Origin of the sequence: Streptomyces sp. NPDC021080 (genome assembly GCF_044333225.1) — a bacterium.
Lineage (GTDB): Bacteria > Actinomycetota > Actinomycetes > Streptomycetales > Streptomycetaceae > Streptomyces.
The window spans coordinates 599538-624433 of the sequence record NZ_JBIRQM010000002.1; the positions used below are offsets into that span (position 1 = coordinate 599538).

Annotated in this window: 25 protein-coding genes and 1 riboswitch; of the genes, 12 read left to right on the forward strand and 13 right to left on the reverse strand. The window is 71.5% G+C overall.

Annotated elements, in window-relative coordinates; genetic code table 11:
* Positions 1 to 187: 187 nt before the first annotated feature.
* The gene (locus tag ACH4S8_RS06670) at positions 188 to 1042 is read left to right on the forward strand and encodes a hypothetical protein (RefSeq protein WP_398391536.1); all 855 of its coding nucleotides are present in this window, start codon (positions 188 to 190) and stop codon (positions 1040 to 1042) included.
* Between the two features lie 85 nt (positions 1043 to 1127).
* Here the strand turns inward: ACH4S8_RS06670 and ACH4S8_RS06675 are convergent, their stop codons facing one another.
* The 4 genes from ACH4S8_RS06675 to ACH4S8_RS06690 form a co-directional block, all read right to left on the reverse strand.
* A complete protein-coding gene (locus ACH4S8_RS06675; protein WP_398391538.1) occupies positions 1128 to 1886 on the reverse strand; it encodes a CbtA family protein in 759 nt (252 codons plus the stop codon).
* A gap of 21 nt (positions 1887 to 1907) precedes the next feature.
* A complete protein-coding gene (locus tag ACH4S8_RS06680) occupies positions 1908 to 2129 on the reverse strand; it encodes a CbtB-domain containing protein (RefSeq protein WP_398391539.1) in 222 nt (73 codons plus the stop codon).
* A gap of 40 nt (positions 2130 to 2169) precedes the next feature.
* A riboswitch (cobalamin riboswitch) is annotated at positions 2170 to 2316 on the reverse strand.
* Between the two features lie 65 nt (positions 2317 to 2381).
* Entirely contained in the window at positions 2382 to 3455 is a 1074-nt protein-coding gene (locus tag ACH4S8_RS06685; RefSeq protein WP_398391540.1) for an enoyl-CoA hydratase/isomerase family protein, read from the reverse strand.
* 131 nt (positions 3456 to 3586) lie between these two features.
* Positions 3587 to 4099: a cupin domain-containing protein gene (locus ACH4S8_RS06690; protein WP_398391542.1), complete on the reverse strand. Its 513-nt coding sequence runs from the start codon at positions 4097 to 4099 to the stop codon at positions 3587 to 3589.
* A 139-nt stretch (positions 4100 to 4238) separates the two neighbouring features.
* Here ACH4S8_RS06690 and ACH4S8_RS06695 point away from each other — a divergent pair, with 139 nt between their 5' ends.
* The 11 genes from ACH4S8_RS06695 (at position 4239) to ssuE (ending at position 15546) form a co-directional block, all read left to right on the forward strand.
* Positions 4239 to 4673 (forward strand): RrF2 family transcriptional regulator, encoded by a 435-nt coding sequence (locus tag ACH4S8_RS06695; RefSeq protein ID WP_398391544.1) that lies wholly within the window; start codon positions 4239 to 4241, stop codon positions 4671 to 4673.
* On the forward strand, positions 4670 to 5611 hold the full coding sequence (locus ACH4S8_RS06700) for a DsbA family protein (protein WP_398391545.1): 942 nt from the start codon (positions 4670 to 4672) through the stop codon (positions 5609 to 5611). Before ACH4S8_RS06695 ends, ACH4S8_RS06700 begins: the two co-directional genes overlap by 4 nt.
* Before the next feature lie 598 nt (positions 5612 to 6209).
* Positions 6210 to 7784 (forward strand): ABC transporter substrate-binding protein, encoded by a 1575-nt coding sequence (locus ACH4S8_RS06705; protein ID WP_398391547.1) that lies wholly within the window; start codon positions 6210 to 6212, stop codon positions 7782 to 7784.
* A gap of 31 nt (positions 7785 to 7815) precedes the next feature.
* Complete coding sequence (locus ACH4S8_RS06710) at positions 7816 to 8844, forward strand: ABC transporter permease (RefSeq protein ID WP_398391548.1); 1029 nt, start codon at positions 7816 to 7818, stop codon at positions 8842 to 8844.
* Positions 8845 to 8846: 2 nt separating this feature from the next.
* Positions 8847 to 9737 carry an ABC transporter permease gene (locus ACH4S8_RS06715; RefSeq protein ID WP_398391549.1) on the forward strand — a complete coding sequence of 297 codons (891 nt, stop codon included), beginning with the start codon at positions 8847 to 8849 and terminating at the stop codon, positions 9735 to 9737.
* Entirely contained in the window at positions 9734 to 10645 is a 912-nt protein-coding gene (locus ACH4S8_RS06720; RefSeq protein ID WP_398391551.1) for an ABC transporter ATP-binding protein, read from the forward strand. Before ACH4S8_RS06715 ends, ACH4S8_RS06720 begins: the two co-directional genes overlap by 4 nt.
* Positions 10642 to 11541: an ABC transporter ATP-binding protein gene (locus tag ACH4S8_RS06725; RefSeq protein WP_398391553.1), complete on the forward strand. Its 900-nt coding sequence runs from the start codon at positions 10642 to 10644 to the stop codon at positions 11539 to 11541. The genes ACH4S8_RS06720 and ACH4S8_RS06725 overlap by 4 nt, the downstream gene beginning before the upstream one ends.
* A 25-nt stretch (positions 11542 to 11566) precedes the next feature.
* The gene (locus ACH4S8_RS06730; protein WP_398391555.1) at positions 11567 to 12907 is read left to right on the forward strand and encodes an LLM class flavin-dependent oxidoreductase; all 1341 of its coding nucleotides are present in this window, start codon (positions 11567 to 11569) and stop codon (positions 12905 to 12907) included.
* A 128-nt stretch (positions 12908 to 13035) separates the two neighbouring features.
* Positions 13036 to 14085 (forward strand): LLM class flavin-dependent oxidoreductase, encoded by a 1050-nt coding sequence (locus ACH4S8_RS06735; protein WP_398391557.1) that lies wholly within the window; start codon positions 13036 to 13038, stop codon positions 14083 to 14085.
* A gap of 1 nt (position 14086) precedes the next feature.
* The gene (locus tag ACH4S8_RS06740; protein WP_398391559.1) at positions 14087 to 14863 is read left to right on the forward strand and encodes an alpha/beta hydrolase; all 777 of its coding nucleotides are present in this window, start codon (positions 14087 to 14089) and stop codon (positions 14861 to 14863) included.
* Between the two features lie 125 nt (positions 14864 to 14988).
* Positions 14989 to 15546, forward strand: a complete 558-nt coding sequence (ssuE, locus tag ACH4S8_RS06745; protein WP_398391561.1) for an NADPH-dependent FMN reductase — start codon at positions 14989 to 14991, stop codon at positions 15544 to 15546.
* A gap of 29 nt (positions 15547 to 15575) precedes the next feature.
* Here the strand turns inward: ssuE and ACH4S8_RS06750 are convergent, their stop codons facing one another.
* The 9 genes from ACH4S8_RS06750 to ACH4S8_RS06790 all read right to left on the reverse strand — a co-directional run bounded on the left by ACH4S8_RS06750 (position 15576) and on the right by ACH4S8_RS06790 (position 24728).
* On the reverse strand, positions 15576 to 16694 hold the full coding sequence (locus tag ACH4S8_RS06750; protein WP_398391563.1) for an NADAR family protein: 1119 nt from the start codon (positions 16692 to 16694) through the stop codon (positions 15576 to 15578).
* Positions 16695 to 16826: 132 nt separating this feature from the next.
* The gene (locus tag ACH4S8_RS06755) at positions 16827 to 17954 is read right to left on the reverse strand and encodes an MsnO8 family LLM class oxidoreductase (RefSeq protein WP_398391565.1); all 1128 of its coding nucleotides are present in this window, start codon (positions 17952 to 17954) and stop codon (positions 16827 to 16829) included.
* Positions 17955 to 18021: 67 nt separating this feature from the next.
* The gene (locus ACH4S8_RS06760; RefSeq protein ID WP_398391567.1) at positions 18022 to 19398 is read right to left on the reverse strand and encodes an NtaA/DmoA family FMN-dependent monooxygenase; all 1377 of its coding nucleotides are present in this window, start codon (positions 19396 to 19398) and stop codon (positions 18022 to 18024) included.
* An 18-nt stretch (positions 19399 to 19416) separates the two neighbouring features.
* On the reverse strand, positions 19417 to 20625 hold the full coding sequence (locus ACH4S8_RS06765; RefSeq protein WP_398391569.1) for an LLM class flavin-dependent oxidoreductase: 1209 nt from the start codon (positions 20623 to 20625) through the stop codon (positions 19417 to 19419).
* A 72-nt stretch (positions 20626 to 20697) separates the two neighbouring features.
* Positions 20698 to 20811, reverse strand: coding sequence for a putative leader peptide (locus tag ACH4S8_RS06770; protein WP_398391571.1), 114 nt, complete (start codon positions 20809 to 20811; stop codon positions 20698 to 20700).
* Positions 20812 to 20921: 110 nt separating this feature from the next.
* Positions 20922 to 21695, reverse strand: coding sequence for a GNAT family N-acetyltransferase (locus ACH4S8_RS06775; RefSeq protein WP_398391573.1), 774 nt, complete (start codon positions 21693 to 21695; stop codon positions 20922 to 20924).
* 92 nt (positions 21696 to 21787) lie between these two features.
* Positions 21788 to 22813, reverse strand: coding sequence for an ABC transporter substrate-binding protein (locus ACH4S8_RS06780; RefSeq protein ID WP_398391575.1), 1026 nt, complete (start codon positions 22811 to 22813; stop codon positions 21788 to 21790).
* Positions 22814 to 22941: 128 nt separating this feature from the next.
* Positions 22942 to 23727 carry an amino acid ABC transporter ATP-binding protein gene (locus ACH4S8_RS06785; protein WP_398391577.1) on the reverse strand — a complete coding sequence of 262 codons (786 nt, stop codon included), beginning with the start codon at positions 23725 to 23727 and terminating at the stop codon, positions 22942 to 22944.
* On the reverse strand, positions 23724 to 24728 hold the full coding sequence (locus ACH4S8_RS06790; RefSeq protein ID WP_398391579.1) for an amino acid ABC transporter permease: 1005 nt from the start codon (positions 24726 to 24728) through the stop codon (positions 23724 to 23726). Before ACH4S8_RS06790 ends, ACH4S8_RS06785 begins: the two co-directional genes overlap by 4 nt.
* Positions 24729 to 24896 lie beyond the last annotated feature (168 nt).

Genomic DNA, 24896 nt, shown 5'->3' on the forward strand with positions numbered 1-24896 from the left:
CCGCCGGGTCTTCGAGCCGGACGGGCGTTGCTATCGGGCGAGGTGCAGACGGTGCCGAGAACCAGAGTGGGATCAGCACGGGCGCAGTACGTCAATACGTATGCCGCGCACGTTCAGGACGCGTTCAGGTTGACCTTGTCAAGGTTCGACAGAGATCAAATCCCCCACATGCCGCAGGAGAACTCCTTTGACGACGAAATCCGTGATGAAGAAGCTGCCCGAGGTCACTCTGGCGTTCTGGATCATGAAGATCGCCGCGACGACCCTGGGTGAGACGGCGGGTGACCTCTTCGCCCAGACCCTCAAGCTCGGTTACTTCGTGACCACGATCATCCTGTTCCTGCTCTTCGTCGTGACGCTGGTCGTCCAGCTCAGGTCCCGCCGGTACAACCCGTTCTTCTACTGGACCGTGATCCTGTCGACCAGCATGGCCGGCACCACGATGTCCGACTTCATGAACCGCGACGCCAGCGCCAAGTACCTCTCGGGCGGCGCCACCTCGCTCGGCTGGGGCCCGCAGGGCCTCGGTCTGGGCTATCCCGAGGGCGCGGCCATCCTGATCTCGCTCCTCCTGGCGATCTTCCTCGCCTGGAAGCTGAGCGGGATGACCTTCCAGATCCGGGACATCGTCACCTTCCGCGGCGAGGCCCTGTTCTGGTCGGCGATCCTCGTGTCCAACACGCTCGGCACGTCGATGGGCGACTTCCTCTCCGACAGCTCCGGCCTCGGCTACCTGGGCGGGGCACTGCTCGTCACGGGGCTGCTCGCGGTGCTCGTCGCGCTGATGAAGGTTCCGCCGGTGTCCAACGTCCTGCTGTTCTGGATCGCCTTCGTCCTCACCCGCCCGCTCGGCGCGACGGCCGGTGACTTCCTCACCAAGCCGATCGCCAAGGGGGGACTCGACCTCGGCACCGCCGGCTCGTCGGCCGTGCTGCTCGTCGTCCTGTTCGGCCTCATGGCCTACGCGCAGGTCCAGGAGCGCCGTGGTGCCGAGCCCGGTCCGGAGGCGGAGGCGGTCCGGCAGGAAGCCGGTAGTCGGTGAGACCGGCCTCGGGCATGTCTCCGCGGCCCTGACGCGAGAGAGCCCCTCGGACGGTACCGAGGGGCTCTCCTTCATGCCGGGCGACTCAGCTCGCAGTCGGAACCGTTCGCCCGGAGGCGACCGTCGCGGGCTTGGGGTTGAGCATGCGCTCGGCCAACTCGCCGAAGACCAGGCCGAATCCGGCCCACAGGACGGTCTGGATGGCGAGGGCGGAGAGCCTGAACCGCCACAGCAGGGTGGCCGGGAAGTCCTTGGGCACCTCGTTGATGACGGGCAGGAACTCGTAGGCCAGGCCGATGACGACGGCGAAGGCGGCCACCGCGGTGACGGTGGCGTACCAGGTGCCGAGACTCGGGGCGAGGCGCTTGCCGAGGATGGTGGCACCCACCGCGAGGAGCACGCTGAGGACCATCATCAGGAAGTACAGGGCGGTCCGCTTGCCGATGGTGTCGGGGTCGCCGACCGAGGGCGGGTTGGCCGGGTACTTCAGGAACGGCACGACGTACACGGCCAGGAGCGCGGTCCCGGACAGCAGGAGCGCGGTCGCGCGGGGACCGAAGCGGCCCACGCGGCCGAGGGCGAAGCAGTAGGCGAGCGCTGCGATGCCGCCGAACGAGACGCCGTAGACCAGGACACCGGTGGCGAGGCCCGCGGTGGACTGGAGGCTGCGGGAGACGAGTTCGACCTCGTGCCCGTGGGCGTGCGAGTGGGCCTCCTCGAAGCCGATGGCGCTGTCGACAGTCGGCTCACCGAGCAAGTAGGCGACGACCAGGGCCAGTACACCCGCCGCGAGGCCGGCGAGCATGCCGCGCACGAGCAGGTTTCTTACCGTTGCGGAGTTCATGAGTGAGTGCTGTCCCTCGCGTCAGTGGCAGGGGAAACCGAGCAGGTGGCGGGCGTCGTGCACCCACTCGTGGACGTCCTCGCCGGAGACGACGGAGGTGGCGCCCTGTTCGGCGCCGACGAAGTACAGCAGGACCAGCATCAGGATGCCGAAGAAGACCGCCCAGGGGACGATCGCACCGATCGGCAGCTTGGCGGGGAGAGCGGAAGTGGTGGCTGTCGGCGGAGCGACGGTCTGCGCCATGGCAGGACCTCCTCGGGAGTTCGCGTCCCATCTCGGTGGTGCACAGGATGACGCCTACGGGTCTGACTCACGCGGCGCCCAGCGTGGCTGGGACGTCTCGTTCACAGTGGCGCGACCGTGCCGGATTTCCACCGGCTTCCGTCTTGACGTCATCGATATCGGACCGACCGTACCGCGTGCCGACTACCCCGCCAAGACCGCGCCGACCGGGGTGATCTTCCTCTCGTCCCAGGTGGCGGGTCCTCGCAGCGGTCAGAAGGCGCCGTCGGACAGCCCGAGTTCACGCTCCCCGAGGGGGGCGAAGAAGCGCTCGACGTCCGCGTCGGTGACCTCGGCGAGCGTGGCCGGGGACCAGCGCGGGTCACGGTCCTTGTCGATGATCTGGGCCCGGACGCCCTCCACCAGGTCGGGGGCGGACAGAGCCGCGCAGGACACCCGGTACTCCTGGTCCAGCACGCGCTCCAGCGAGCCGAGCCGCCGGGCGCGGCGCAGGGCGGCCAGCGTGACCTTCAGGGCGGTGGGCGAGTTCCCGAGGAGGATCTCCGCCGTCTCCTTGGCGGCCGGGTCGCCGACCGCGAGCAGCCGCTGGACGATCTCCTCGACCGTGTCGGCGCTGTAGCAGGCGTCGATCCACGCGCGCCGCTCCGCGAGCTCCGCCGGGGGCGCGGGCCGCGTGTGCGTGGCCAGTGCCTGCGCCACGGGCCGGTCCGCGAGGTCGGACACGAACTGCCGGAGCGAGGAGGACGGCACATGGTGGTCGGCGAGACCGCACAGGATCGCGTCCCCGGCGCCGACCGAGGTGCCGGTCAGGGCCAGATGGGTGCCGAGTTCGCCCGGGGCGAGGGCGAGCAGACGGGTCCCGCCGACGTCGGGGACGAATCCGATGCCGGTCTCGGGCATGGCGACGCGCGAGCGTTCGGTGACGATCCGGACGCTGCCGTGCGCGGAGATCCCGACGCCGCCGCCCATGACGATGCCGTCCATGACCGCCACGTACGGCTTGGGGTAGCGGGCGATCCGGGCGTTGAGGTGGTACTCGTCGCGCCAGAACGCGGCGGAGGCGGTGCCGTCCCCGTCGCGCGCGTCGTCGTGGACGACACGGATGTCGCCGCCCGCGCACAGCCCGCGTTCCCCGGCGCCGGTGATGACGACGGTCTCGACGGCGGGGTCGTGCTCCCAGACGGTGAGCGCCTCGTCGATCCGGCGCACCATCGCGTGGTTCAGGGCGTTCAGGGCCCTGGGCCGGTTGAGGGTGAGGTGGGCGGCCCGTCCGTCGGTGCGCAGCAGGACGGATTCCTCCGCGCCGGACGCCTCGGTGCCGTTCATCCGAACGCCTCCGTCCGGCGGCGGGCCACGATGACGCGCATGATCTCGGTGGTTCCTTCCACGGTCCGCTCGGTTCGCCGGTGACGGCGATCTCCCCGCCACCGTACCCACCGGGTGACCGGGCCCGGCCGTCAGGCCTGCTCGTCGCCCTGCCCGAGCGCGTACAGCCGCGGCAGGTTGACCACGATCGCCTCCTGGGTGCTGCGGGCGATGACGACGACGGCCTCCTCGTCGGGATCCGGGTTCTCCTCGCGGTGCGGGACGAACGGGGGCACGAAGACGTAGTCACCGGGCGAGGTGCGCAGGCGTACTTCCTCGGGCCGCTCCCCCGAGTCGTCGACGAAGACGAACTCGGGGTGCCCGCTCACCACATGGATGGCGGTCTCGGACTCTCCGTGGTGGTGGTCCGAGGACGCGGTGGAGGGGGCGACGTGGGTCTGGCCCATCCACAGTTTCTCGGAGCCGACGGTGGTGCCGCTGATGGCGGCGAATCGGCGCATGCCTCCCGTCTGCGCCGTGTCGCCGTCGAGGGCGTCGGCGCGGATGTGGTGCAGGCGGGTGCGCAGCGGGTGTCCGGACTGCGCTGCGGCGTCCGGGAGATGGGGGTGGAAACCTTCGCCGGGGGTCGTGGGCGGCTCGCTCATGGAGGGGGACGCTAGAGCGGCCCGGAAAAGGATGTCAAGAGGTGTCCATTGCCGTTCACCTGCGGCAATGTTCCCGCAATGTATGCGGGGAAGGGGGAGAAACCCGGTCGGCGGACACCGCGTCGGGCATCATGTGCGCATGCATATTTCCGCGAAGGCGGACTACGCCACGCGGGCCCTGCTGGAGCTCGCCCGCGAACCGGCCCGCCCCCTGACCTGCGAGGCCATGGCCTCCTCACAACACGTTCCGTTCCGGTTCCTCAAGTCCGTGGTGGGCGAGTTGCGCCGGGCCGGACTGGTCCGCAGCCAGCGCGGCTGCGAGGGCGGGTACTGGCTCGGCCGGCCCGCCGACGAGATCACCCTTCTGGACGTCGTACGCGCGGTGGACGGTGAGCTGATCACCTTGCGGGGCGAGCCGCTGGCCGGGCTCGACTACCCGGGGCCCGCCTCCGGACTCCCCGGGATATGGCGCCGTATCGAGGCGGACGCCGCGGCGGTTCTCGGCGGGACGACCCTGGCCGCGCTGCTGCCCGCCGGGGCGACCGGGCGGATGGACCGCGAGGGAGCTGCGTGAACCGCGCCCCGGACCCGACGGCGCCTGAGGCGGACGCCGTGGACGTGGTGGAGGTCGTGGAGTACACCGACCCGCTGTGTCCCTGGGCCTGGGGATCGGAGCCGGTGTTCCGCGGGCTGCGCGCCGCGCTGGCCGGCCGGGTCCGCTGGCGACGCGCGTACTGCGTCCTGTTCGATGACGACGACGACCCGGCGCCCGACCTGGAGGCCGAGACCGCCTGGTACGCGCGCTACGTCGAGGACATCGGCGCCCACACGGGGGCCCCGCGGGCGCGGCGGCTGAGCCGGGTCGCGGCGAGTTCCTGGCCGTCCTCGCTGGCCGCCAAGGCCGCGGAGCGGCAGGGCGACGAAGTGACCGAGCGGGTGCTGCGGCGGCTGCGGGAGAGCGTGTTCGTGCTGGGTGAACCGGCGGACACGGCGGCGCTGGTGTTGTCCGCGGTACGGGGTGTGCCCGGCCTCGACCATGAGCGGCTGGCGGCCGACGCCGCGTCAGCGGCCGTACGGGAAGCGGTACGTGCCGACCGGGCCGAGGCGCGCCGACCGGTCGCCGAGGTGTTGTCGGTGCGCGGCGACTCGCCGCATCCCGGCGCCGCGAAGGAGACCGCCGAGGGCGGGTACCGCTACGCGCTGCCGACGCTGCTGGTGCGCACTCCCGCGGGGCGGCGCGCCGTCCCCGGCTGGCGGCCGTACGAGGAGTACGCGGCGGTGTTCGAAGAGTTGAGCCCCGGGCTGCCGACGCGGCCCACGAGGCCGGCAGGGGCGGATGCGCTCGCGCGGTACCGGAGTCTGACCGGCCCGGAGGCGGCGGTACTGAGCGACGGACCGTGGCCTCCCCGGGACGCCGTGCGCGTCGAGACCGGCAACGGCCCCCTCTGGCTGCACCCGGACGAGGCCGCCGTGCACCCGGCCCGCGACCGCGGAGCTCCTGCCGCACCCTGACGGCCCGCCGGCGGACGGCCGGACGGTCTTTCCGGTCGGCGGACCGGTCCGCCGGCCTTCCCGTCGGCGGTCGGGCCGTGGCGACCGGTGCGAGGCGCATCCGCCCGGCCCTGCGGCCTTCTGATCAGCGGTCAGAACCCGTCCCGCCCAATGAGACACCAATTGGTGTCCATTGACAGCCGTCGAGAACCGGCCCCAGGATGTGCACCATGCTCACGACGCACCCCGGCGTGGTGTGCCGCTACGTGGACCTGCGGCGCACCTCCAGCGCTCTCTGTCGCTGACCGCCCGCCGACCACGGCTCCCAGGCGCCTGACTCCCGTCCCGCCGGCACCGGCCCCGCGCCGTGTCGCCGCCCGGCCGCCGTCGTAGCGCGCCGCCCTCCCGGCGTTCCCGCGCCTCCCCTCCCCCAGTCTCCCGGCCCTCCCCGCGGCCCGCCGACGCCTCCTGCCCTGACACGGCATGCCCCCGTGTGCGCCCGAGCACGCACCGGCATGCCCGTTCCCGGGCTGCGCGTCGCCCGTCGTCGGGGCTGCCGTCCTTCGCTCCCCCCTCCGTCGCCCCGGCGCGGGCGGGAGCTCTCGCAGAAAGCGAACCGATGTCCGGACGCCTCACGCCCCGCCCCTCCGCAGCGGCACTCCGCTCCTCCCGGCGCCCCGGGCGGCTCCGCGCCGCCGCCCTGGGAACCGCCCTCGCCACCGTGCTCGTCCCCGCGCTGAGCGCCTGCGGCGGCGAGGCCGCGTCGGCCACCGGCTCCACCGCACTGAAGTGGACCTCCTCCTACTTCCCCGCCCACTGGGACCCGGTCGTCAGCGGCAGCGGTGCGCAATTCCGTGAACTCGCCCTGGTCTACGCCTCGTTGACCCGGACGGACGAGCACGGGAAGGCCGTCCCGGACCTGGCCAAGAGCTGGGACTACAACGCCGAGGGCGATGTGATCACCTTCCATCTGCGCCCCCATCTCAAGTTCAGCGACGGCACCCCGGTCGACGGCAGCGCCGTCAAGGCCGCCATCGAGCGGGCCAAGAAGCAGAAGAACTCCGCCCTCTTCGGCGATCTGACCTCCATCAAGGCGGTGGACGCCAAGGGTCTCGACACGGTGATCCACCTGAGCCAGGTCGACTACCAGATCCCCCAACTGCTGGGCGAGCGCGTCCTGCAGATCGCCAGCCCCAGGGCCGCGGCGTCTCCCGGCAAGCTGGACCAGAGCCCGGTCGGCGCGGGCCCGTTCGTCGTCACCCAGCTCGTCCCCGGCACCAAGGCGGTGCTGAAGAAGAACCCGGACTACTGGGACGCCGAGAACATCCACATCGACCGCGTCGAGCTGAGCTCCGCCCCCGACGCCTCCACCGTCGTCTCCGGACTCCAGACCGGCGTCTACAACTTCGCCGACATAGCGCCCAGTCAGGCCGACGCGGCCAAGAAGGCCGGACTCGACGTCTTCGTCCAGCCCGGCTTCAACGCCTCCAACCTCAGCCTCAACACCAACAAGGCACCGTTCGACAACGACAAGGTCGTCGACGCGGTCCGCTACGCGATCAACCGTCAGGAGTTCGTCGACAAGCTGACGTTCGGCTACGGCTCGGTGACCGACCAGCCGTTCCCCAAGGGATACGTCGCCTACGACCCGGAGTCCGAGAACGCGTACGCCTACGACCCCGCGAAGGCCAGGAAGCTGCTGGGCGAGGCCGGTTACAAGGCGGGCGCCCTCAAGCTGAACCTGGTCATCCCGGCCGAGGACCCGCAGGCCGAGATCGTCCAGGCGCAGCTGGCGAAGGTCGGCGTCAAGGTCACGATCAAGATCGACAAGAACTGGGCCACGCCGTTCTTCGCCAAGGACCTGACGTTCTCGCTGTACGGCACCACGGGCCGTGACTCCGCGGCACAGACCCTGACCGCGCACTTCGGCCCGAACGGTCCGCTCAACCTCAGCTCCCCCTACGAGCCGTCCGGCTTCGAGGCGGCCATCGCCAAGGTGCGCCGGACCCCGCTGGACTCGCCGGACTACGCGAAGGTCCTCCAGGCGGCGACCCGGGCCGGCCTCAAGAGCAAGGCGCTGGTCTTCACGTACTCCTCGCCCAACCTCATCGCCAAGAGCAAGTCCATCTCCGCCCTGCCGAAGAACCCGGCCCACATCGACTGGACCGGCGTGACCATCGCCGGCGGCAACTGACGACCCGCCCACGACAGAGAGGGGGCAACCCATGACGACGACGGAGGCACCGGCCCCGTCCGGTGTCCGTCTCCCGGGCGCCGCGGTCAGGACCGGGCACACCCTGGGCCGTGTTCTGACCGTCCTCGCCCGGTCGGCCGCGATCTTCGTGCCCGTGTTCGTGGTCGCGACGTTCGTGACCTTCGCCCTGCGGTCGCTGAGCGGGCTGAGCCCGGCGCGCATCCAGCTGGGCGAGGAGGCGACGCCCGCGGCGGTCGCCCGTGTCGAGGCCCACTGGGGCCTCGACCGGCCCTTCCTCGTCCAGTACGGGGACTGGTTCGGGGGCGTCCTGCACGGACGGCTCGGCACGAGCTGGACCAACGGCGCGGACATCTCCACGCTCATCGGCCTCGGCCTGGGCGTGAGCCTGTCGGTGGCGACGTTCGCGCTGCTCATCGGCGTCGTCGCGGGTTTCGCCCTCGGCACGGTCGCGGCCGTGCGCCGCACCACCTGGATCGACCGCGCGATCACGGGCTTCGTCACGCTGATCTCGGTGATGCCGGCCTTCGTCGTCGGCATCGTGCTCGTCGCCGTCTTCTCGGTGGGACTGCATCTGTTCCCCTCCGCCGGGTACGTCCCGGCGGAGCAGGGGTTCGGTCCGTGGCTCGCCCACATCACCCTCCCCGCCGTGGCACTCAGCTTCGACGTCGTCGCCGACGTCGCCCGGCAGCTGCGCGGCAGCCTTGTCGGGGCCTACCGCGAGAACTACGTGACCGGCGCGGTCGTCCGGGGTCTGAGCCCGCGCCGGATCTTCTTCGGCCATGTCCTGCGCAACGGCCTCGGACCCGCGCTCGCCACCCTCGGACTGAAGTTCCCCGCCCTGGTCGGCGCCTCCGTCGTCACGGAGTGGATCTTCGGGCTCCAGGGGTTCGGACGGTTCGCCAACGACTCCGCGCAGGCCGGCGACGTACCGGCCGTACAGGGGGTCCTCGTGGTGTCGATCGTCCTGGTCGTCGCCTTCAACCTGCTCGTCAATCTGGTGCTGGCGCGCGTCACGCCGGCCGCGCGGCGGGGGGTGTGAGCATGGTGCGCCGCGTTCTCACCCTCACCTCCGCCCGGATCGCGCTCGCCGTCCTCGCCGCGATCGCCGTGCTCGCCCTGTTCGGGCCGCTGCTCGCTCCGCAGGACCCCCTGGCCACCAGCGACCACACGCTCGCCGCCGCCTCCGGCACCCACTGGCTGGGGACGGACTACCTCGGCCGTGACGTGCTGAGCAGGCTCCTGGCCGGCTCCCGCGTCAGCGTCCTGGGCTCGCTGGAGGTCGCGTTCACGGCCCTGGCCATCGGTGCCGTCCCCGGCATCCTGTCGGTCCACCTCGGCCGGGCCTTCGAATGGGTCACGCTCCGGCTCGCCGACACGCTGGTCGCCCTGCCGTTCCTGCTGTTCGCCGTCGCCGTCGTCGCGCTGCTGGGCAACGGGCTCACCCAGGCCATGCTCGTCACGGGCGCCCTGGTGTCCCCGCTGTTCTACCGCGTGGCCCGCGCCGCCACCCTGGCCGTCGCCCGCTCGCCGTACGTGGAGGCCGCGATCGTCTCGGGCGCCTCGACCGGCTGGATCGTACGCCGTCACGTGTGGGCCAAGGTGCTCCCGCCGATCGCCGTGGCGCTCGCCCAGACCGTCGGCGTCGGCTTCGTCATCGTGTCGAGCCTGACCTTCCTCGGGATCGGGGTGCAGCCCCCGGCGCCCACCTGGGGCGGTCTGCTCGCGTCCGATCTGGGCTATCTCAGCCACCAGCCGTGGGCACCACTGGCCCCCGCCCTGCTGATCATGGTCACCGTCTGGGCCTGCAACCTCCTCGCCGACGCCGTCCGTGACGTCTCCGGCGAGGCGGGCCGCACTCCGGCCGGCCGCGGCAGGACCCGCCCCGACCGGCGTTCCCAGGCCGGTCCCGTTCCCGCCGGAGGTGTGCGATGACGACCCTGTCCGGGAAACTCCTCACCGAGACCGTGAAGGTCGAAGAAACGCCGGAGACAACCGAGTCCGCTCCGACGACACCCTCCGAACCGCCGTCCCCGGTGCTGGCCGTACGCGATGTGCGCATCGGTGAAGGGGGCGGCGGCCGGGAGATCGTCCACGGCGTCGGCTTCACGCTCACGCCCGGCAGCGCCGTCGGCATCGTCGGCGAGTCCGGCAGCGGCAAGACCCTCACCTGCCGTGCCGCACTGGGGATCCTGCCCGCCCCCTTCGAGATCACCGGCGGCTCGGTGGAGATCGACGGCCATGACATCGCCGGCCTGTCCCCGGCGCGGTGGACCGACCTGCGCGGTGCCACGATCAGTGCCGTCTTCCAGGACCCGGCGTCCTACCTCAACCCCTCGATCCGCGTGGGGGCCCAGATCGCCGAGGTCCTCCGGGTCAAGACGGGGCTGAAGCGACGCGCCGCACGGCTCCGGACGATCGAACTGCTGCGGTCGGTCCAGCTCCGGGACCCGGAACTCGTCTCCTCGCAGTACCCCCACGAGCTGTCCGGCGGCATGCTCCAGCGGGTCCTCATCGCCGTGGCCATCGCCGCCGGTCCCCGCATCCTCATCGCCGACGAGGCCACCACCGCGCTCGACGTCACCGTCCAGGCCGAGATCCTCGACCTGCTGGCCGACCTGCGCGAGCGGACCGGACTGGCCCTGGTCGTGGTCTCCCACGACCTGGCCGTCGTCGCCCAGCTGTGCGACGAGGTGCTCGTCATGCGCCACGGCGAGGTGGTCGAACAGGGCCCGGCCGAGGACGTACTCCACCGTCCGCGGCACGAGTACACCCGGCTGCTGATCGCCGAGCACGAGCAGTACGGCCTGGAGAAGTTCCTCGCGCCCGAAGGGGAGTCATGACCACCGACACCGTGAAGTCCGCTCCGGCCCCGGGGTCCGCCCCGGCCACCGGATCCGCCCCGGCCGGGGAGCCGAAGCGTCCCGTCCTGGAGATCAGGGACCTCGCAGTCCGCTACGGACCGCGCAGGCGGCCCCGGCACGCGCTGCACGGCGTCTCGTTGAGCGTCGCGCCGGGCGAGACCGTCGGGATCATCGGCGAGACGGGTTCGGGCAAGTCCACCCTGGCCCGGGCGGTGCTCGGTCTGGTGCGGCCCTCGGCGGGGTCCGTCGTCGTCGACGGCGAGGACGTCGCCGCCCACGGCCGCAGGCAGTGGCGTGCGCTGCGCCGCCGCGGCCTGGTCCAGTACGTCTTCCAGGACCCCCTGCGCAGCCTCGATCCGGACCTCACCGTCGAGGCCTCGCTGAGCGAACCCCTGCTCGTCCGGGGCGTGTCCCGCGCCGAGACGGCACACCGGGTCCGCGCCTTCCTGGCCCGCGTCCATCTCTCCGAGGACCTGCTGGACCGGCTGCCCGGTGAACTCTCCGGCGGTCAGCGCCAACGCGTCGCCGTGGCCAGGGCGTTGGTCACCGAACCCCGGCTGGTCATCCTCGACGAGCCGGTCAGCGCCCTGGACTCCGCCAACCGCGTCCAGATCCTGCGCATCCTGGAGGAACTCCGCGACGACGGAGTGGCCCTCGTCTTCATCTCCCACGACCTCGGCTCCGTCGCGGGGATCGCCGACCGCATCGCCGTGCTCTACCGGGGCGAACTCGTCGAGACCGGGGCCGCCCGCGATGTCATCGCCCGGCCCCGGCACCCCTACACGCGCCTGCTCGTGCGTTCCGCGCCCACCCTGCGCACCGCCGCGGCCGACCGGGCCGAACGCGCCGCCCTGCGCGCCATGCTGAACGCCTGAAGCCCTCGAAGACAGGAAGAACACCATGACCCGCACCATCCATCTCGCCCTGCACCCCTACGGCGTCGGCGGTCCCGGCCAGCACGGGCTGTGGAAGGACCCTCGCGTGGCGAAGAACGCGAGCATCGACATCGACTACTACATCCGGCTGGCGAAGGCGGCCGAACACGCCCTGTTCGACGCCCTGTTCATCGTCGACAGCCAGTTCATCAACGCCACCTATCCGGCGCACTACCTCAACCGCCTGGAACCGCTCACCCTGTTGTCGGCGGTCGCCACGCACACCCGGCACATCGGCCTGGTGGGCACGGCGAGTTCGACGTACAACTCGCCGTTCAACCTGGCCCGCCGGTTCGCCTCCCTCGACCACATCAGCGGCGGCCGGGCCGGCTGGAACGTCGTCACCAGCTTCGACACCGGCACGTCCCGGAACTTCGGGCTCGACGAACACCTCGACTACACCGCCCGGTACGGCCGCGCCCTGGAGTTCGTCCGGGTGGCCCGGGGTCTGTGGGACTCCTACGAGGACGACGCCTTCCCCGCCGACGTGGCCCGCGACGTCTTCCTCGACCCGGCCAAGCTGCACGCGCTCGACCACGAGGGCGAGCACTTCAAGGTGGCGGGTCCGCTGAACCTCTCCCGCTCCCCTCAGGGCCAGCCCGTGATCTTCCAGGCCGGGGTCTCCGAGGAGGGACGCGATCTCGCGGCGCAGGTCGCCGAGGGCATCTACGCGCCCGGCGGCACGCTCCAGCAGGCCCAGGAGTACTACGCCGACATCAAGAAGCGCACCGCTTCCTACGGCCGCGACCCCGAGCACATCAAGATCTTCATCCACGGGAGCCCGGTCGTCGCCGCCACCGACGAGGCGGCCCGGCGCCGCGAACGGGAGATCTTCGAGGAGGACAACGACTTCGTACGCAACCTCGCACTGCTCGGACGCTCCTTCGGCGCCTACGACTTCGGCAAGCACGACCTGGACGCACCCTTCCCCGATGTCGCGCACCTCGCGGAGAAGGGCGGCCGCACCGGCGCGGCCGCCCTCATCGAGCGGGCCCGCACCGAGAACCTGACGCTGCGCCAGGTCGCCGAGTCCGTCAACCAGTTCCGGAGCTCGCCGTTCGTCGGCGCTCCGGAGACCGTCGCCGACACCATCGAGCAGTGGTTCGACGCCGGAACCTTCGACGGCATCAACCTCGCCTTCCGCACCGAGGACGAACTGGACCTCTTCGTCGACGGGGTCGTGCCGATCCTCCAGAAGCGTGGGCTGTTCCGTACCGAGTACGCGGCCGACACCCTGCGCGGCAACCTCGGCCTGCCCGTGCCGGCCAACCGGTACACCCGCGGGCCGCAGCTCGCGAACGACTGAGACCCCGCCGCGACCGGCCGGTGGAGCAGGACCGGCCTCCACCGGCCGCGCCCGGCGGCCGCCTCACCCGAGAACCGTCCGGCACGGCGCCCCGACGAGATCACCCGCCACCGAAAGGCCGACATCCCATGACGAGCGAGCGACCACGCTTCAGGCTCGGCTTCCTCACCCACGTCCAGGGACGCGATCAGGACATCGCCCGTACCTACCGCAACGCGCAGGACCTGTTCGCCGTGGCGGACGAGCTCGGCTTCGACGTCGGCTGGGTGGCCCAGCACCACGTCGCCCTCGGCGGTGGCGGACTGTCCTCGCCCTGGACCTTCCTCGCCCACGCGGCCGCACGGACCACCCGGATCCGCCTGGGCACCGCCGTCACCGTCCTCCCGCTGGAGGACCCGGTCCGCCTCGCCGAGGACATCGCCACCGTCGACGCCCTCAGCGGTGGCCGCGTCGAGATCGGCGTGGGCAGCGGATCGAGCGCCCAGGAGTACGCCGCGTTCGGCAAGGACGCCGACCGCAGACGCGAGCTGACCAGCGACAACCTCGACGTCCTGCGGCGGGCCCTGGCCCACGGCGAGGTGGGCGCACCGGGCTTCCGCATCCAGCCCCGCCCCGGCGACTTCGGCCGCCGCGTCTGGCAGGGCGTGTTCAGCGCGCAAGGGGCCGAGTACGCGGCGCGCCGCGGTTCGAACCTGCTGCTCAACAGGGCGGCCTACGGATTCGACTCCCCCACCGACGAGGTGCAGCGGCCCTGGGCCGACGCCTTCCTCGCCGCGTGGGACCAGCCGCACCGCCCGCGCCTCGGCCTGTCCCGCTTCGTCTTCCCGGCCAAGGACCGGCGCACGGCGCTCCGCGCGATCGGCGACGACGTGCACCGGGCGGCACTGCGCATGGCGGAGAGCGGCGCGTTCCCCAAGGGCCTCGACAGGGACGAGGCGCTGCGCCGCTTCCACTCCTTCCACGGCCATCCCGACGACGTCGTCGAAGCGCTGAGCCGGGAGAAGGTCCTGCCCGTGGCGACCGACCTGATCGCACAGTTCAACCCCGCCGTCCCCGACCACGACGCCGCCGTCCGTGCCCTCGAACTCATCGCGACCGAGGTGGCACCCGCGCTGGGCTGGAAGCCCGCGCGCACGAGCGAGCCCGCAACCGTCGAACCCGTATCCGCAGGAGCCTGAGATGCACCGGTACACCGACCACCACGGGCCCGAAGGGCTCCTCGTCCGCGGCACGATCCTCGTGGTTCCCGGCCGCGGCGAGACCCGGGCGACCTATGCGCGCTTCGGCGGACGGCTCGCCGCCGACGCCTACCGGGTCCGGGTGATCGACCCCCCGTCCCTCGACGCCGTGGACCCGGCCGCGTCCCTGACCGAGCTGGAGGCCCGGCTCGCCGAGGCCGTCGAGGACACCGCTCCCAAGGACGGTGTCGTACGGCCGGTCGTCCTCGTCGGTGCGGACGCGGGGGCCGTCGCGCTCGCCGCGCTCCTCGGCGGGGCCCGGACTCCGGCCGCCTGGTGGCCGGACGCCCTGGTCCTCGCCGGTCTTCCCGGCCCGTCCGCGAAGCCCGGCGCCGCCGGCGGGACGTGGGACGCCGAGCTCGACGTCCGCACCGCGTGCCCCACCCATCGGGGCCGCCTCACCCAGGACCCCGAGGTGCGGCGCGGGTCGCTCGACGACGTGGTCCCGGACTCCCTGGTCGGCGCGGCCTACGACAGCGAGTCTCCCCTGCCCACCCTGCTGCTCGTCGGCGACGCCGATCCGCTCGCCGATGACGAGGCACTCGCCAGTCTGGCCAAGTCGCTTCCCCTGGCCCGCCTTTCGGTCGTCCACGGCGCTCACCACGACGTCCTCAACGACCTCCAGCACCGTTCGGTGGCGGCCGAGGTCGTCGGCTTCCTGGAAGCACTGCGGGGTGACTTGCGGCCGCTGATCAGTGTGCGGTCCAGCGCCTGGTGAGAGCCCGTCGGGAGAGCCGCCGGCCGACGTCCGCCGACGGCTCTCCCGACGAGAAGGCCCGGCCGACCGGCCGGCACACGACCACCCGCTTCCACGCAACCGAATCCCGACCCGGAAGGTCCGCCATGGCCACGATCGTGTCCGTCTCCGGAAGTCCCTCCCCCACCTCCCGCACCACACGGCTCCTGCGCCACCTCGACGACCGGCTCCGCCTCCAGGGCCACGAGGTCGTCCCCCTGGAGGTGCGTACGCTGCCCGCCCACGCGCTGCTCGGAGCCGACTTCCGGCATCCGGCGATCGTCGAGACGGCGGCCCTGTTCGAGGGGGCCGACGGCGTGGTGATCGGCACGCCCGTCTACAAGGCGGCCTACTCCGGCCTGCTGAAGTCGCTCCTCGACCTGCTCCCGCAGTACGCGCTGGCCGGCAAGACGGTGCTGCCCCTCGCCACGGGCGGCAGTACGGCCCATGTCCTCGCCATCGACTACGCGTTGCGCCCGGTGCTCACGTCCATGGGCGCGTCGCACATCGTGCCCGGCTGGTTCACCCTCGACAAGGACATCGCCGCCGGCGAGGACGGCACCGTCGTGATCGCACCCGGCGCGGCCCAGGCACTGGAGCAGGTGACGGACCACTTCTCGGCCGCGCTGGGCGGCCGTACGACCGCACTCGCGTCGACCGGCTGAATGCGAGCACCGGGTTCCTCGGAGCGGAACTATTGCCGGGCGGCGAGCTCGGAGCGGGTCAGTTCGAGCAACCGCCCGACCCAGTTCCGCCCTCGGCCGCCGGATTCGTCTCTCCAGAACGGTGAGTCCCAGAGGCCGGTGTAGCTGATCCTGGCGTCCCCGGTGGAGGCGAGTACCTGGGCGAGTTCGGGGTGCTGGGTGAACTTCGCGCGCAGGAGCCCCGCCATGACCGCGAGGCGAACGCTCGGCCAGTCACTCCTGTGCTTCACCTGGCCGCCCAGGTCACGCGCCTCCCGGCCGGAGGCCGCGTCCTTGATCCTGCTTCTGTCGGCGTCGTCGGCCGCTGCCGTTGCCCAGTAGCCATGGAGCACGGACGCGTAGCACTCGCCCGTGAACTCGATCCGAGCCGGGAAGTCGTTGCGGAGCATGAACAGCCCCGGCTCCTCGGGCCAGCCCCGGGGGTAGACGGTTTCGTGGGAGACGAGGGCCGGCCGGCCGGGTCCTGAGGGATCGTCGGAATGCTGGACGGCTCGCCGCTCCCGCTCGCGCTGGACTCCCTGATCTCCGCGGTCGAAGTAGTCCAGGACGTCCTGATGCATCTGCGCCGTCACCACGGGGCCGTCTCCGTCGACTCTCTCGCCGATGTCCGTGAGAAGGATCCGCAAAGGCCGGTCCTGGCGGTCCATGTCGCCGAGGACGTAGATCCGAAGATGCGCCGGCACGGCCAGATAGGCCGCTCGGAGAAGTTCCCGGTTGGACTCGGTCTGCTCCTGCTGAAAGCACCGAATCGCCTCCCGGCAGCGCTGCCCGGCGGTCGGCCGTTCGTTGAGCTCTTCGATGCGGTCGGCGACGTCCAGAAGAAATCCCTCCGGCGTCAGCGGCTCGCCGTGACGAGAGGCCCACTTCGAGGGCTCGTCGGGAAGCGGCGGCCCATCGGGCCGGGTCACCGCCAGCCGGCCCGTTTCCAGCATCCTCCCGAGCCCGGCCAGGTCCGTGCCTTCTCCGCAGGTGATCGCTCCGTCCGCGAAGACGATCAGGTCCTCGGGGTAGTACTCACCATCCGGCCGATACCGCCGCCAGACGTGACACCAGGCCCCGTCGATTCGCTCTCCGTCCACCATCCGATAGGTCGGTCCCCGCCATGTCATGCGCGCACGCTATCGCCTGTCCTTCGTGAGGAACACGTGCGGGCGTTCATGGGGACGGCCCCGTGCCCGGAGCTCCGGGCACGGGGTGCACGCTCGTCGGCTCCGGCCGTCTCTCAGGAGGCCGATGCCGGCTCACCGCGTGCGCCACTCCTCGGCCAGCAGTTCGTACGACCGCACCCGGTCCGCGTGCTCGTGGGTGATCGTGGTGATGAGCAACTCGTCGGCCCCGGTCGCCTCTTGGAGCTGCTCCAGTCGGTCGGCGACCCGTTTCGGGGAGCCGACGAACTGGGTGTCGAGGCGGTCCTGGACGAGTGCCCGGTCGGCGTCCGACCAGACGTGGGCGCGCGCCTCGTCCGGAGTGGGGAACGCGATGGCCCCCTCGGCCGTACGGATGCTGCGGACCCACAGGCCGTATCCCGTGGCGAGTTCGCGGGCCTTCTCGTCGTCCTCGGCGACCACGACGTCCGCGGACACGCTGACGTACGGCTTGTCGAGAACGTCGGAGGGCTGGAACGCCGCCCGGTAGCCCTCCACCGCCTCCAGCACGGTCGCCGGACTGACGTGGTAGTTCGCCCCGAACCGCAACCCGTTGCGGCCCGCGACCTCGGCACTCTGCCCGCCGCTGCTGCCGAGGATCCAGACTTCCAGATCGGCGCCCTCGCCCGGGACGGCGTGCGCCTCGACGCCGTCCGCGGAGCGGTAGGTGCCCGCGAGCAGCGCGAGGATGTCGTCGATCTGCTCGCCGTAGTCCTGCGACTGGGCGCCCGGCTGCTGAAGGAGCGTGCGCTGCAGGGCGACCCGCGGTGAGCCGAGAAGGTGCTCGAAGGAGAAGCGGGCCGGTATGCGGAGTCCGTTCGGCGCACGGCCGTCGACCACGGGGGTCGCGGTCGCCGGCGGGGCGGCGGACTTGCCGGAAGGCCGTCCGCCGGAGCGTCCGAGTCCCAGGTCGAAGCGCCCGGGGTGCAGCGCGTCGATCAGGCCGAACTCCTCGACCGTGGACAGGGCGGTGCGGTGGCCGAGTTGCACGGCACCCGCGCCGAGCCGGATGGTCGAGGTCGCGGAGGCCGTCAGGCCGAGGACGACCGCGGGCGAGGTCCCGGCCACGCCCGGGTTGAGGTGGTGTTCGGCGAACCAGTAGCGGCTGTAGCCGAGACTCTCGGCCCGCCGGGCCAGGTCGATGGAGTTGCGCAGCGCGTCCGCCGCCGTGGAACCCGAGGAGATCGGGATCAGGTCGAGGACACCGAGAGGGATTTCGGACATGTGCGGAGGTCTCCTCAGCGCTCGGCGGCTGTGCGGATCGGTTCGAGAACGGGCTGCGCCGGGGACCTCACGACGCCGCCCGGCCGGCGTACGCCTCGGCGTCGGGGTGGGCGAGGCCGAGGTGGTCGCGCAGGGTGCTGCCCTCGTACTCGGTGCGGTAGACGCCGCGCTCCTGGAGGAGCGGGACGACGGTGTCCGCGAAGGAGTCCAGGCCGCCCGGCGTGATGTGCGGGACGAGGATGAAGCCGTCGGAGGCGTCGGCCTGGACGAAGTGGTCGATGGTCTCGGCGACCGTCGCCGGGCTGCCCACGAAGGCCTGCCGGCTCCCGGTCTCGATGACGAGGTCGCGGATGGACCAGTTGTTGGCGGCCGCCCGCTCGCGCCACTCCCGGGCGGTGGCCAGTGGGTCGCGGTACATCCGGACCTGGGCGCGGCCGCGGGCGACGGTGTGCTCGCCGAGGTCCGGGTCGATGTCGGGAAGCGGTCCGTCCGGGTCGTACGCGGACAGGTCGCGGTTCCAGACGAACTCCAGGTGCTTGATGGCGGTGGCGCCGCTGACCTGTTGGCGCCGCACCTCACGGGCGTGCTCCTGGGCCTCGGCGTCGGTGTCCCCGAGCACGAAGGTCGCTGCGGGCAGGATCAGCAGCTGCTCGGGGCGGCGGCCGTGGCGGGCGAGGCGCGCCTTGACGTCGGTGTAGAAGGCCTGGCCCTCCTCGAGGGTGGAGTACCGGCTGAAGATCGCGTCCGCGCTCGACGCCGCGAACTCGCGGCCCTCCTCGGAGTCACCGGCCTGGAAGATCACCGGGCGGCCCTGCGGGGAGCGCGGGACGTTGAACTGCCCCTCGATGTCGAAGTGCAGGCCCTCGTGGACGAAGGCTCCGGCCTTGGCGTCGCTCAGGAACGTTCCTGTCTCCCGGTCGGCGACGATCTCGTCCCCGCGCCAGGAGTCGAAGAGTTCGTTCGCCGTGCTCAGGAACTCCTTGGCCCGGGAGTAGCGTTCCTCCTGCGGCAGGAAGCCGCCGCGGCGGAAGTTCTCACCGGTGAAGGCGTCCCAGGAGGTGACGACGTTCCAGGCGGCGCGTCCGCCGGAGAGGTGGTCGAGGCTCGCGAACTGGCGGGCCACCTCGTAGGGCTCGTTGAAGGTGGAGTTGATGGTGCCGGTCAGCCCGAGGTGTTCGGTGACGGCGGCGAGCGCGGCGAGGACGGTGAAGGTGTCGGGCCGCCCCACGACGTCCAAGTCGTAGATCTTTCCGCCCTGTTCGCGCAGCCGCAGGCCTTCGGCGAGGAACAGGAAGTCGAACTTGGCGCGCTCGGCGGTCCGCGCGAAATGCGCGAACGAGCTGAACTCGATGTGGCTGCCGGCCTCGGGGTCGCTCCACACGGTGGTGTTGTTGACGCCGGGGAAGTGCGCCGCGAGGTGGATCTGCTTGAGCGGCTTGCTCATGGTCGGGGTCCTTCCGGCTCAGGCGGTCGTGGCGTAGCGGTTCGCGGGGCGGGCCAGCCCGAGCAGCCCGCGCAGGGTGTCGGCCTCGTAGGCCCGCCGGAAGGCGCCCCGGCGCTGGAGTTCGGGCACCAGGGCACGGGTGATCGCGGGGAGGTCGTGTCCGGCGACGGCGGGCCGCAGCCGGAAGCCGGACAGCCCCGCCTCGCCCAGTTCCTGGAGCAGGTCGGCGAGTTGGGCGGGTGTTCCGGTGAAGATCCGGGCGTCGCTCGTGTACGGACTGCCCGCGAGGGCGTCCAGCCGTTCGCGGCGGGCCTCGGCGGCTTCGGGGTCGTCGTCCAGGAAGACCACGAGGTCGCCGAAGACGTGCAGGGTCTCGTCCCCCCGGCCGGCCGCGGTCTGCTCGGCGCGGATCTCCCCGACGACGGCACGGGCCTGGCCGGCGTCGTGCGGGGTGACATAGCCGACGTCGGCGGACCGGGCCACCAGCTTGTACGGGACGGTGGCGTGGGCCAGGGCGCTGACGATCGGCTGCCCCTGCGGCGGCCGGGGCGTGATCGAGGGGCCCTTGACGCGGAAGTTGCCGCCCTCGAAGTCGATGTAGTGGAGCTTGTCGCGGTCGATGAAGCGGCCGGTGGCGCCGTCCCGGATCTCCGCGTCGTCCTCCCAGCTGTCCCAGAGCCTGCGCACGACCTCGACGTAGTCGGCGGCCTCGTCGAAGAGCTCGGTCACCAGCTCCTGCGCGGCGGGCGTGTCGTAGTCCTCGAGGCGGAACGGCGGGAAGGTGCGCCGTCCGAAGTGCGCGGCCTCGTTCTGGCGTGCGCTGACCTGCACGCGCAGGCCGGCCCGGCCGGAACTCACGTAGTCGAGGGTGGCGATCGCCTTGGACAGGTGGAACGGCTCGGTGTGGGTGGCCACGACCGTCGGCACCACGCCGATGTGGCGTGTCAGCGGCGCGACGCGCGAGGCGATGAGGACGGCGTCCAGGCGGCCGCGGACCTGATCGGTGCGCCCGTCCGGTCCGGTGAACGAGGAGGACTGGAGGCCGAGCCCGTCCTCGATGGTCACGAAGTCGAGCAGACCGCGCTCGGCCTCGGTGACGAGGTCGGTCCAGTAGCCGGCGGTCAGCAGGTCGCGGGGGCGGGCCACGGGCTCGCGCCAGGCGGCCGGATGCCAGCCGGCGCCGTCCAGGGCGACGGCGAGGTGCAGCAAAGAGGGTGACGAGGACACGGAGGTGCCTTCCTGATCGACCGTACGAGGAAGCCCGCCCCGGCGAGCGGGGCGCGGCTGCGTGGGAACGGGTCAGGGGCGACAGAGCGCGCCGGCGACCCGCAGCAGATCGATGTGCGGCCGGCCGTACAGGTGCGTGCGGCGGGGTGGGAGCGGTCTCGGCGCACGGCGGGACACCTGCCGCATGTGCCTCACCTCCGCCTTCTCGGCCCGGTGTTCCCGGGTTCCGCGTCCGCCGGGCCGCCACGGGTCTCCGGCGGGGCGCCGCACGCCCTCGGACAAGGGCAACCGCACGGCTATGCCTTTTCTTCCGGCTGCCGGGCTTCTTCTTGTCTCTCTCGCGCGTCCTGTTGTCCGCCGGGGGTGCGGACGAGCATGAACCGCGTGCGGCGGCGCAGGGTGAACCCGATCGATTCGTAGAGCCGGATCGCGTTCGTGTTCTCGGCGGCGGCGTGGAGGAAGGGGGTGTCCCCCCGTTCCCCGATCCCGGCCGCGACCGCGCGGACCAGACGGGTGGCCAGGCCCCGGCCCCGGTGGCCGGGACGGGTGCACACCGCGCTGATCTCGGTCCACCCCGGTGGGCGCAGCCGTTCGCCGGCCAGGGCGATCAGACGACCGTCCTCGCGGATGCCGAGGTAGGTGCCGAGTTCGACGGTACGGGGCAGGAAGGGGCCCGGCCGGGTGAGGGCGATCAGTTCGAGGATCTCGGGCACGTCGGCGGGGCCGAGTCGTACCGCTTCGGGCGCGGGCTCGGAGCGCAGCGCGGTGGCGGTCAACTGGACTCCCTCACCGCTCTGTTCGACGCTCCAGCCGACGGGTACGGCCTGGACCCCGGTGACCGGGGTGAGGGTGCCCGGACCGACGAGTTCGGCCAGGTCGTCCCACGAGCGGGGGTCGGCGGGGTCGGCGACGGCAGCGAACGGGGACACGTCCCGGGGATAGCGGGCGGCCCGCCCGACGCGCTCGGCGAGGTGGGCGTGCGGGCCGGTCAGCGCGGCCCACACCGCATTGTCGAGGATGTGCGGTGCGGTCGGACTCGGGGAGGGGACGAGGTGGAGGCTGGTGGACATGGCGGTGCGGGTTCTCCGTATCTGGAACGCGGCCGGACGCGCCCCGGGACTCCGCCGGGGCACGGCGGAGTCCCCTGGGCGGGCGGTGTGGTTCAGGAGTTGTCGAGCGGCAGGCCGGGCGGGTTGACCTCGGAGGTCTTCACCGCCTCGTTCGAGAGGTTCCAGGCGGCCAGCCACTTGGCGTACTGGCCGTTCTCGATCAGGTGGTTGATCGCGTCGGCGACCGGCTTCGCGAGCCCGCTGTCCTTCTTGGCGGTGGCCGCGATCAGCCCCTGGATCGTCGCGCCCGCGCCGGAGAACTGCCCCGCGTTGCGGGTCGGGTGCGGGGACTTGGCGTTCTGGGTGACGTGGTAGGCGACGGCGGGGTTGGGGCCGAAGGAGGCGTCGATCTTCCCGCTGTTCAGGGCGAGGGCCGTGGCGTTGTTGTCCTGGTAGTACTTGACGGTGAGCTTCTTGCCCTCCTCGGCCAGCTTCGCCTTCCACTCCAGGAGGATCTTCTCCTGGTTGGTGCCGGCGCCCACCGCGACGGTCTTGCCCGCGAGGTTGCGGTAGTCGCCGGCGAAGTTCCAGGTGCTCTTCTTCGGAACCTCGAAGGCGAGGTTGTCCTGCCGGTAGGAGGCGAACTCGTACTTCCTCTTGCGCTCCTCGGTGTCGGTGACGTTGGAGAAGGCCACGTCGACCTTGCCGCTGTCGACACCGACGAACAGGTTCTCCCAGGTCGAGTTCTTGACCACCGGCTTCAGTCCGAGGACCGCCGCGACCAGTTTGCCGAGGTCGGGTTCGCTGCCGGTGAGTGTCTTCTGGTCGTCGCCGACGAAGTTCAACGGCGGTGATCCGGCGGGCAGGGCGCCGATGCCCACCACCAACGTGCCTCTTCGGGTTATGGACTTGGGCAGCTCCGCGCGGATCGACTTCACCTCGGGCACCTTGAGCGTGGTCTCCTCGGCGGCGCCGTTGGACAGTGCGCCCACGGTCACGGTTCCGGCCGCGTCGGTCCGCGTCCGGGTGGCGGCGTCGCTGTCTGCTCCGCACGCGGTGAGGGAGACGGCGAGGGAGGCGACGGCGGCGGTCGCGGCGACGCCGCGCAGGGTCCTGCTGTTCGGGCTGAGGGTGCGCATGACTGTCCTTTTCGGGTGTGTGCGGTGAGAGATGTGGGGGGTGGTTCCGGCGGGCCGCGGGTATGCGGGACGGCCGCCTCGCGGTGGCCGCAGTCGGTCGGGACGGCCCCCTCGCGGTGGCCGCGGGTTCAGAGGACCTTGCTCAGGAAGTCCCTGGTCCGTTCCTGTCGCGGATGGTCCAGCACCTGTGCGGGTGTGCCCTGTTCGACGATCCGGCCGTCGTCCATGAAGACCACCCGGTCGGCGATCTCACGGGCGAAGCCGATCTCGTGCGTGACGATGACGAGCGTGGTGCCGCTGTGGGCCAGGTCCTTGATGACGGCGAGGACCTCGCCGACCAGTTCGGGGTCGAGCGCCGACGTCGGTTCGTCGAAGAGGATGACCCCGGGCCGCAGGGCTAGAGCGCGGGCGATGGCCACGCGCTGCTGCTGCCCGCCCGACAACTGCCGGGGATAGGCGTCGGCTTTGTCCGCCAGCCCCACACGGGCGAGCAGATCGCGCGCCATTTCCCGGGCCCCGGGTTTGGAGAGCCGGCCGACCGCGACGGGAGCCGCGGCCACGTTGTCCAGCACGGTCAGGTGCGGGAAGAGGTTGAAGTTCTGGAACACGAACCCGATGCGGCTGCGCTGGGCCAGGATGACCCGCTCGCTCAGTTCCTTCAGGCGCGCGCCCTGCCTGCGTACGCCGATGAGTTCGCCGTTCAGACCGACATGGCCGCTCTCGGGCTTCTCCAGATGGTTGATCACGCGCAGCAGGGTGGACTTGCCGGATCCGGACGGCCCCACGACGACCGTCACCTCCCCGGGCCGCACGGTCAACCGGACGCCTTTCAGGACGTGTTGGGCGCCGTACCACTTGTGGACGTCGTGGACGTCGACGGCCGCGGGCCGCGGGCTGTTCGTCTCGACGCTCATATCGCCGTCTCCCTCCGGACGCGCGCCCTCAGGTCACGCAGACCGCCGCGCACCTTCTGCAGCGGGGTCGGCGGCAGGACGCGCAGCGCGCCCCGCGAGTAGTACCGCTCGACGTAGAACTGGATGACGGACACGACGCTGGTGAGGATCAGGTACCAGGCTGTGGCCACGAGGAGCAGCGGCACGATGTCACCGGGGTAGGTGCTGCCCATGCTCTGCACGGAGCCGAACAGGTCCAGCAGGGACACGTAGAACACCAGCGAGGTGCCCTTGATCAGACCGATCAGCTGGTTCACGTAGTTGGGGGTGATGGAGCGCAGCGCCTGCGGAAAAACGATCTTCGTGAACCGGTACCGCATCGGCAGGCCCAGGGCGGCGGCTGCTTCGTGCTGGCCCTGGTCGACGGAGAGAAGGCCGCCGCGGACCACTTCGGAGGCGTACGCCGCTTCGTTCAGGCTCAGTCCTACGACGGCGACGGCCATGTCGGTGGCCAGGCGGGACTCGTCGAAGGTGAAGAAGGCCGGCCCGAACGGAACGCCCACGCTCAGCGTCTGGTACAGCGCGCTGAAGTTGTAGAGGAACAGCAGGACCACGATCAGCGGCACCGAACGGAACAGCCAGGTGTAGACCCAGCTCACCGCGCGGAGCACCGGGCTCGGGGAGAGCCTGGCCAGAGCCAGCAGGATGCCGCCCAGCAGGCCCAGCACGGCGCTGTAGAGGGTGACTTCGAGGGTGATGAGCAGGCCGTCGACAATGGTCGGACGAAGGAACCAGTACTGGAAGCGGTCCCACTGGTAGAAGGGATTGGTCACCAGGCCGTGGGCGATCTGGGCGACCAGCACGAGCACGACGGCCGTGACGATCCAGCGGCCGGGGCGCCGGAGCGGAAGGACCCGCTGGGCCGCCAGGGGTTCGGGCGGCGCGGGGACGTCGGTACGGGGGACGGCCTCGGCGGGCGTCGCCGGCCCGAAGGACACGGCGCTGCCGGGAGGTTGACTCATGAAGAGCTCCAGCGGATTCGGACTCCCCGCAGCCGCGAGCGGACAGCGCCGTGGGGGGGGGGGGGGGCGGGGGGGGGGGGCGGGGGGGGGGGGGGTTGATTAAGAGTTGGGGGGGGGATTTGACGAACACCGGGAAAAGGTGGAGTGTAAGTTAGATTTTTTTAGTGA

Coding starts and splice junctions, on each gene's coding strand:
- ACH4S8_RS06675 (WP_398391538.1), bottom strand. CDS start 1,886: ATGAACTCCGCAACGGTAAGAAACCTGCTCGTGCGCGGCATGCTCGCC.
- ACH4S8_RS06680 (WP_398391539.1), bottom strand. CDS start 2,129: ATGGCGCAGACCGTCGCTCCGCCGACAGCCACCACTTCCGCTCTCCCC.
- ACH4S8_RS06685 (WP_398391540.1), bottom strand. CDS start 3,455: ATGAACGGCACCGAGGCGTCCGGCGCGGAGGAATCCGTCCTGCTGCGC.
- ACH4S8_RS06690 (WP_398391542.1), bottom strand. CDS start 4,099: ATGAGCGAGCCGCCCACGACCCCCGGCGAAGGTTTCCACCCCCATCTC.
- ACH4S8_RS06695 (WP_398391544.1), top strand. CDS start 4,239: ATGCATATTTCCGCGAAGGCGGACTACGCCACGCGGGCCCTGCTGGAG.
- ACH4S8_RS06705 (WP_398391547.1), top strand. CDS start 6,210: ATGTCCGGACGCCTCACGCCCCGCCCCTCCGCAGCGGCACTCCGCTCC.
- ACH4S8_RS06710 (WP_398391548.1), top strand. CDS start 7,816: ATGACGACGACGGAGGCACCGGCCCCGTCCGGTGTCCGTCTCCCGGGC.
- ACH4S8_RS06715 (WP_398391549.1), top strand. CDS start 8,847: ATGGTGCGCCGCGTTCTCACCCTCACCTCCGCCCGGATCGCGCTCGCC.
- ACH4S8_RS06720 (WP_398391551.1), top strand. CDS start 9,734: ATGACGACCCTGTCCGGGAAACTCCTCACCGAGACCGTGAAGGTCGAA.
- ACH4S8_RS06725 (WP_398391553.1), top strand. CDS start 10,642: ATGACCACCGACACCGTGAAGTCCGCTCCGGCCCCGGGGTCCGCCCCG.
- ACH4S8_RS06730 (WP_398391555.1), top strand. CDS start 11,567: ATGACCCGCACCATCCATCTCGCCCTGCACCCCTACGGCGTCGGCGGT.
- ACH4S8_RS06735 (WP_398391557.1), top strand. CDS start 13,036: ATGACGAGCGAGCGACCACGCTTCAGGCTCGGCTTCCTCACCCACGTC.
- ACH4S8_RS06740 (WP_398391559.1), top strand. CDS start 14,087: ATGCACCGGTACACCGACCACCACGGGCCCGAAGGGCTCCTCGTCCGC.
- ssuE (WP_398391561.1), top strand. CDS start 14,989: ATGGCCACGATCGTGTCCGTCTCCGGAAGTCCCTCCCCCACCTCCCGC.
- ACH4S8_RS06750 (WP_398391563.1), bottom strand. CDS start 16,694: ATGACATGGCGGGGACCGACCTATCGGATGGTGGACGGAGAGCGAATC.
- ACH4S8_RS06755 (WP_398391565.1), bottom strand. CDS start 17,954: ATGTCCGAAATCCCTCTCGGTGTCCTCGACCTGATCCCGATCTCCTCG.
- ACH4S8_RS06760 (WP_398391567.1), bottom strand. CDS start 19,398: ATGAGCAAGCCGCTCAAGCAGATCCACCTCGCGGCGCACTTCCCCGGC.
- ACH4S8_RS06770 (WP_398391571.1), bottom strand. CDS start 20,811: ATGCGGCAGGTGTCCCGCCGTGCGCCGAGACCGCTCCCACCCCGCCGC.
- ACH4S8_RS06775 (WP_398391573.1), bottom strand. CDS start 21,695: ATGTCCACCAGCCTCCACCTCGTCCCCTCCCCGAGTCCGACCGCACCG.
- ACH4S8_RS06780 (WP_398391575.1), bottom strand. CDS start 22,813: ATGCGCACCCTCAGCCCGAACAGCAGGACCCTGCGCGGCGTCGCCGCG.
- ACH4S8_RS06785 (WP_398391577.1), bottom strand. CDS start 23,727: ATGAGCGTCGAGACGAACAGCCCGCGGCCCGCGGCCGTCGACGTCCAC.
- ACH4S8_RS06790 (WP_398391579.1), bottom strand. CDS start 24,728: ATGAGTCAACCTCCCGGCAGCGCCGTGTCCTTCGGGCCGGCGACGCCC.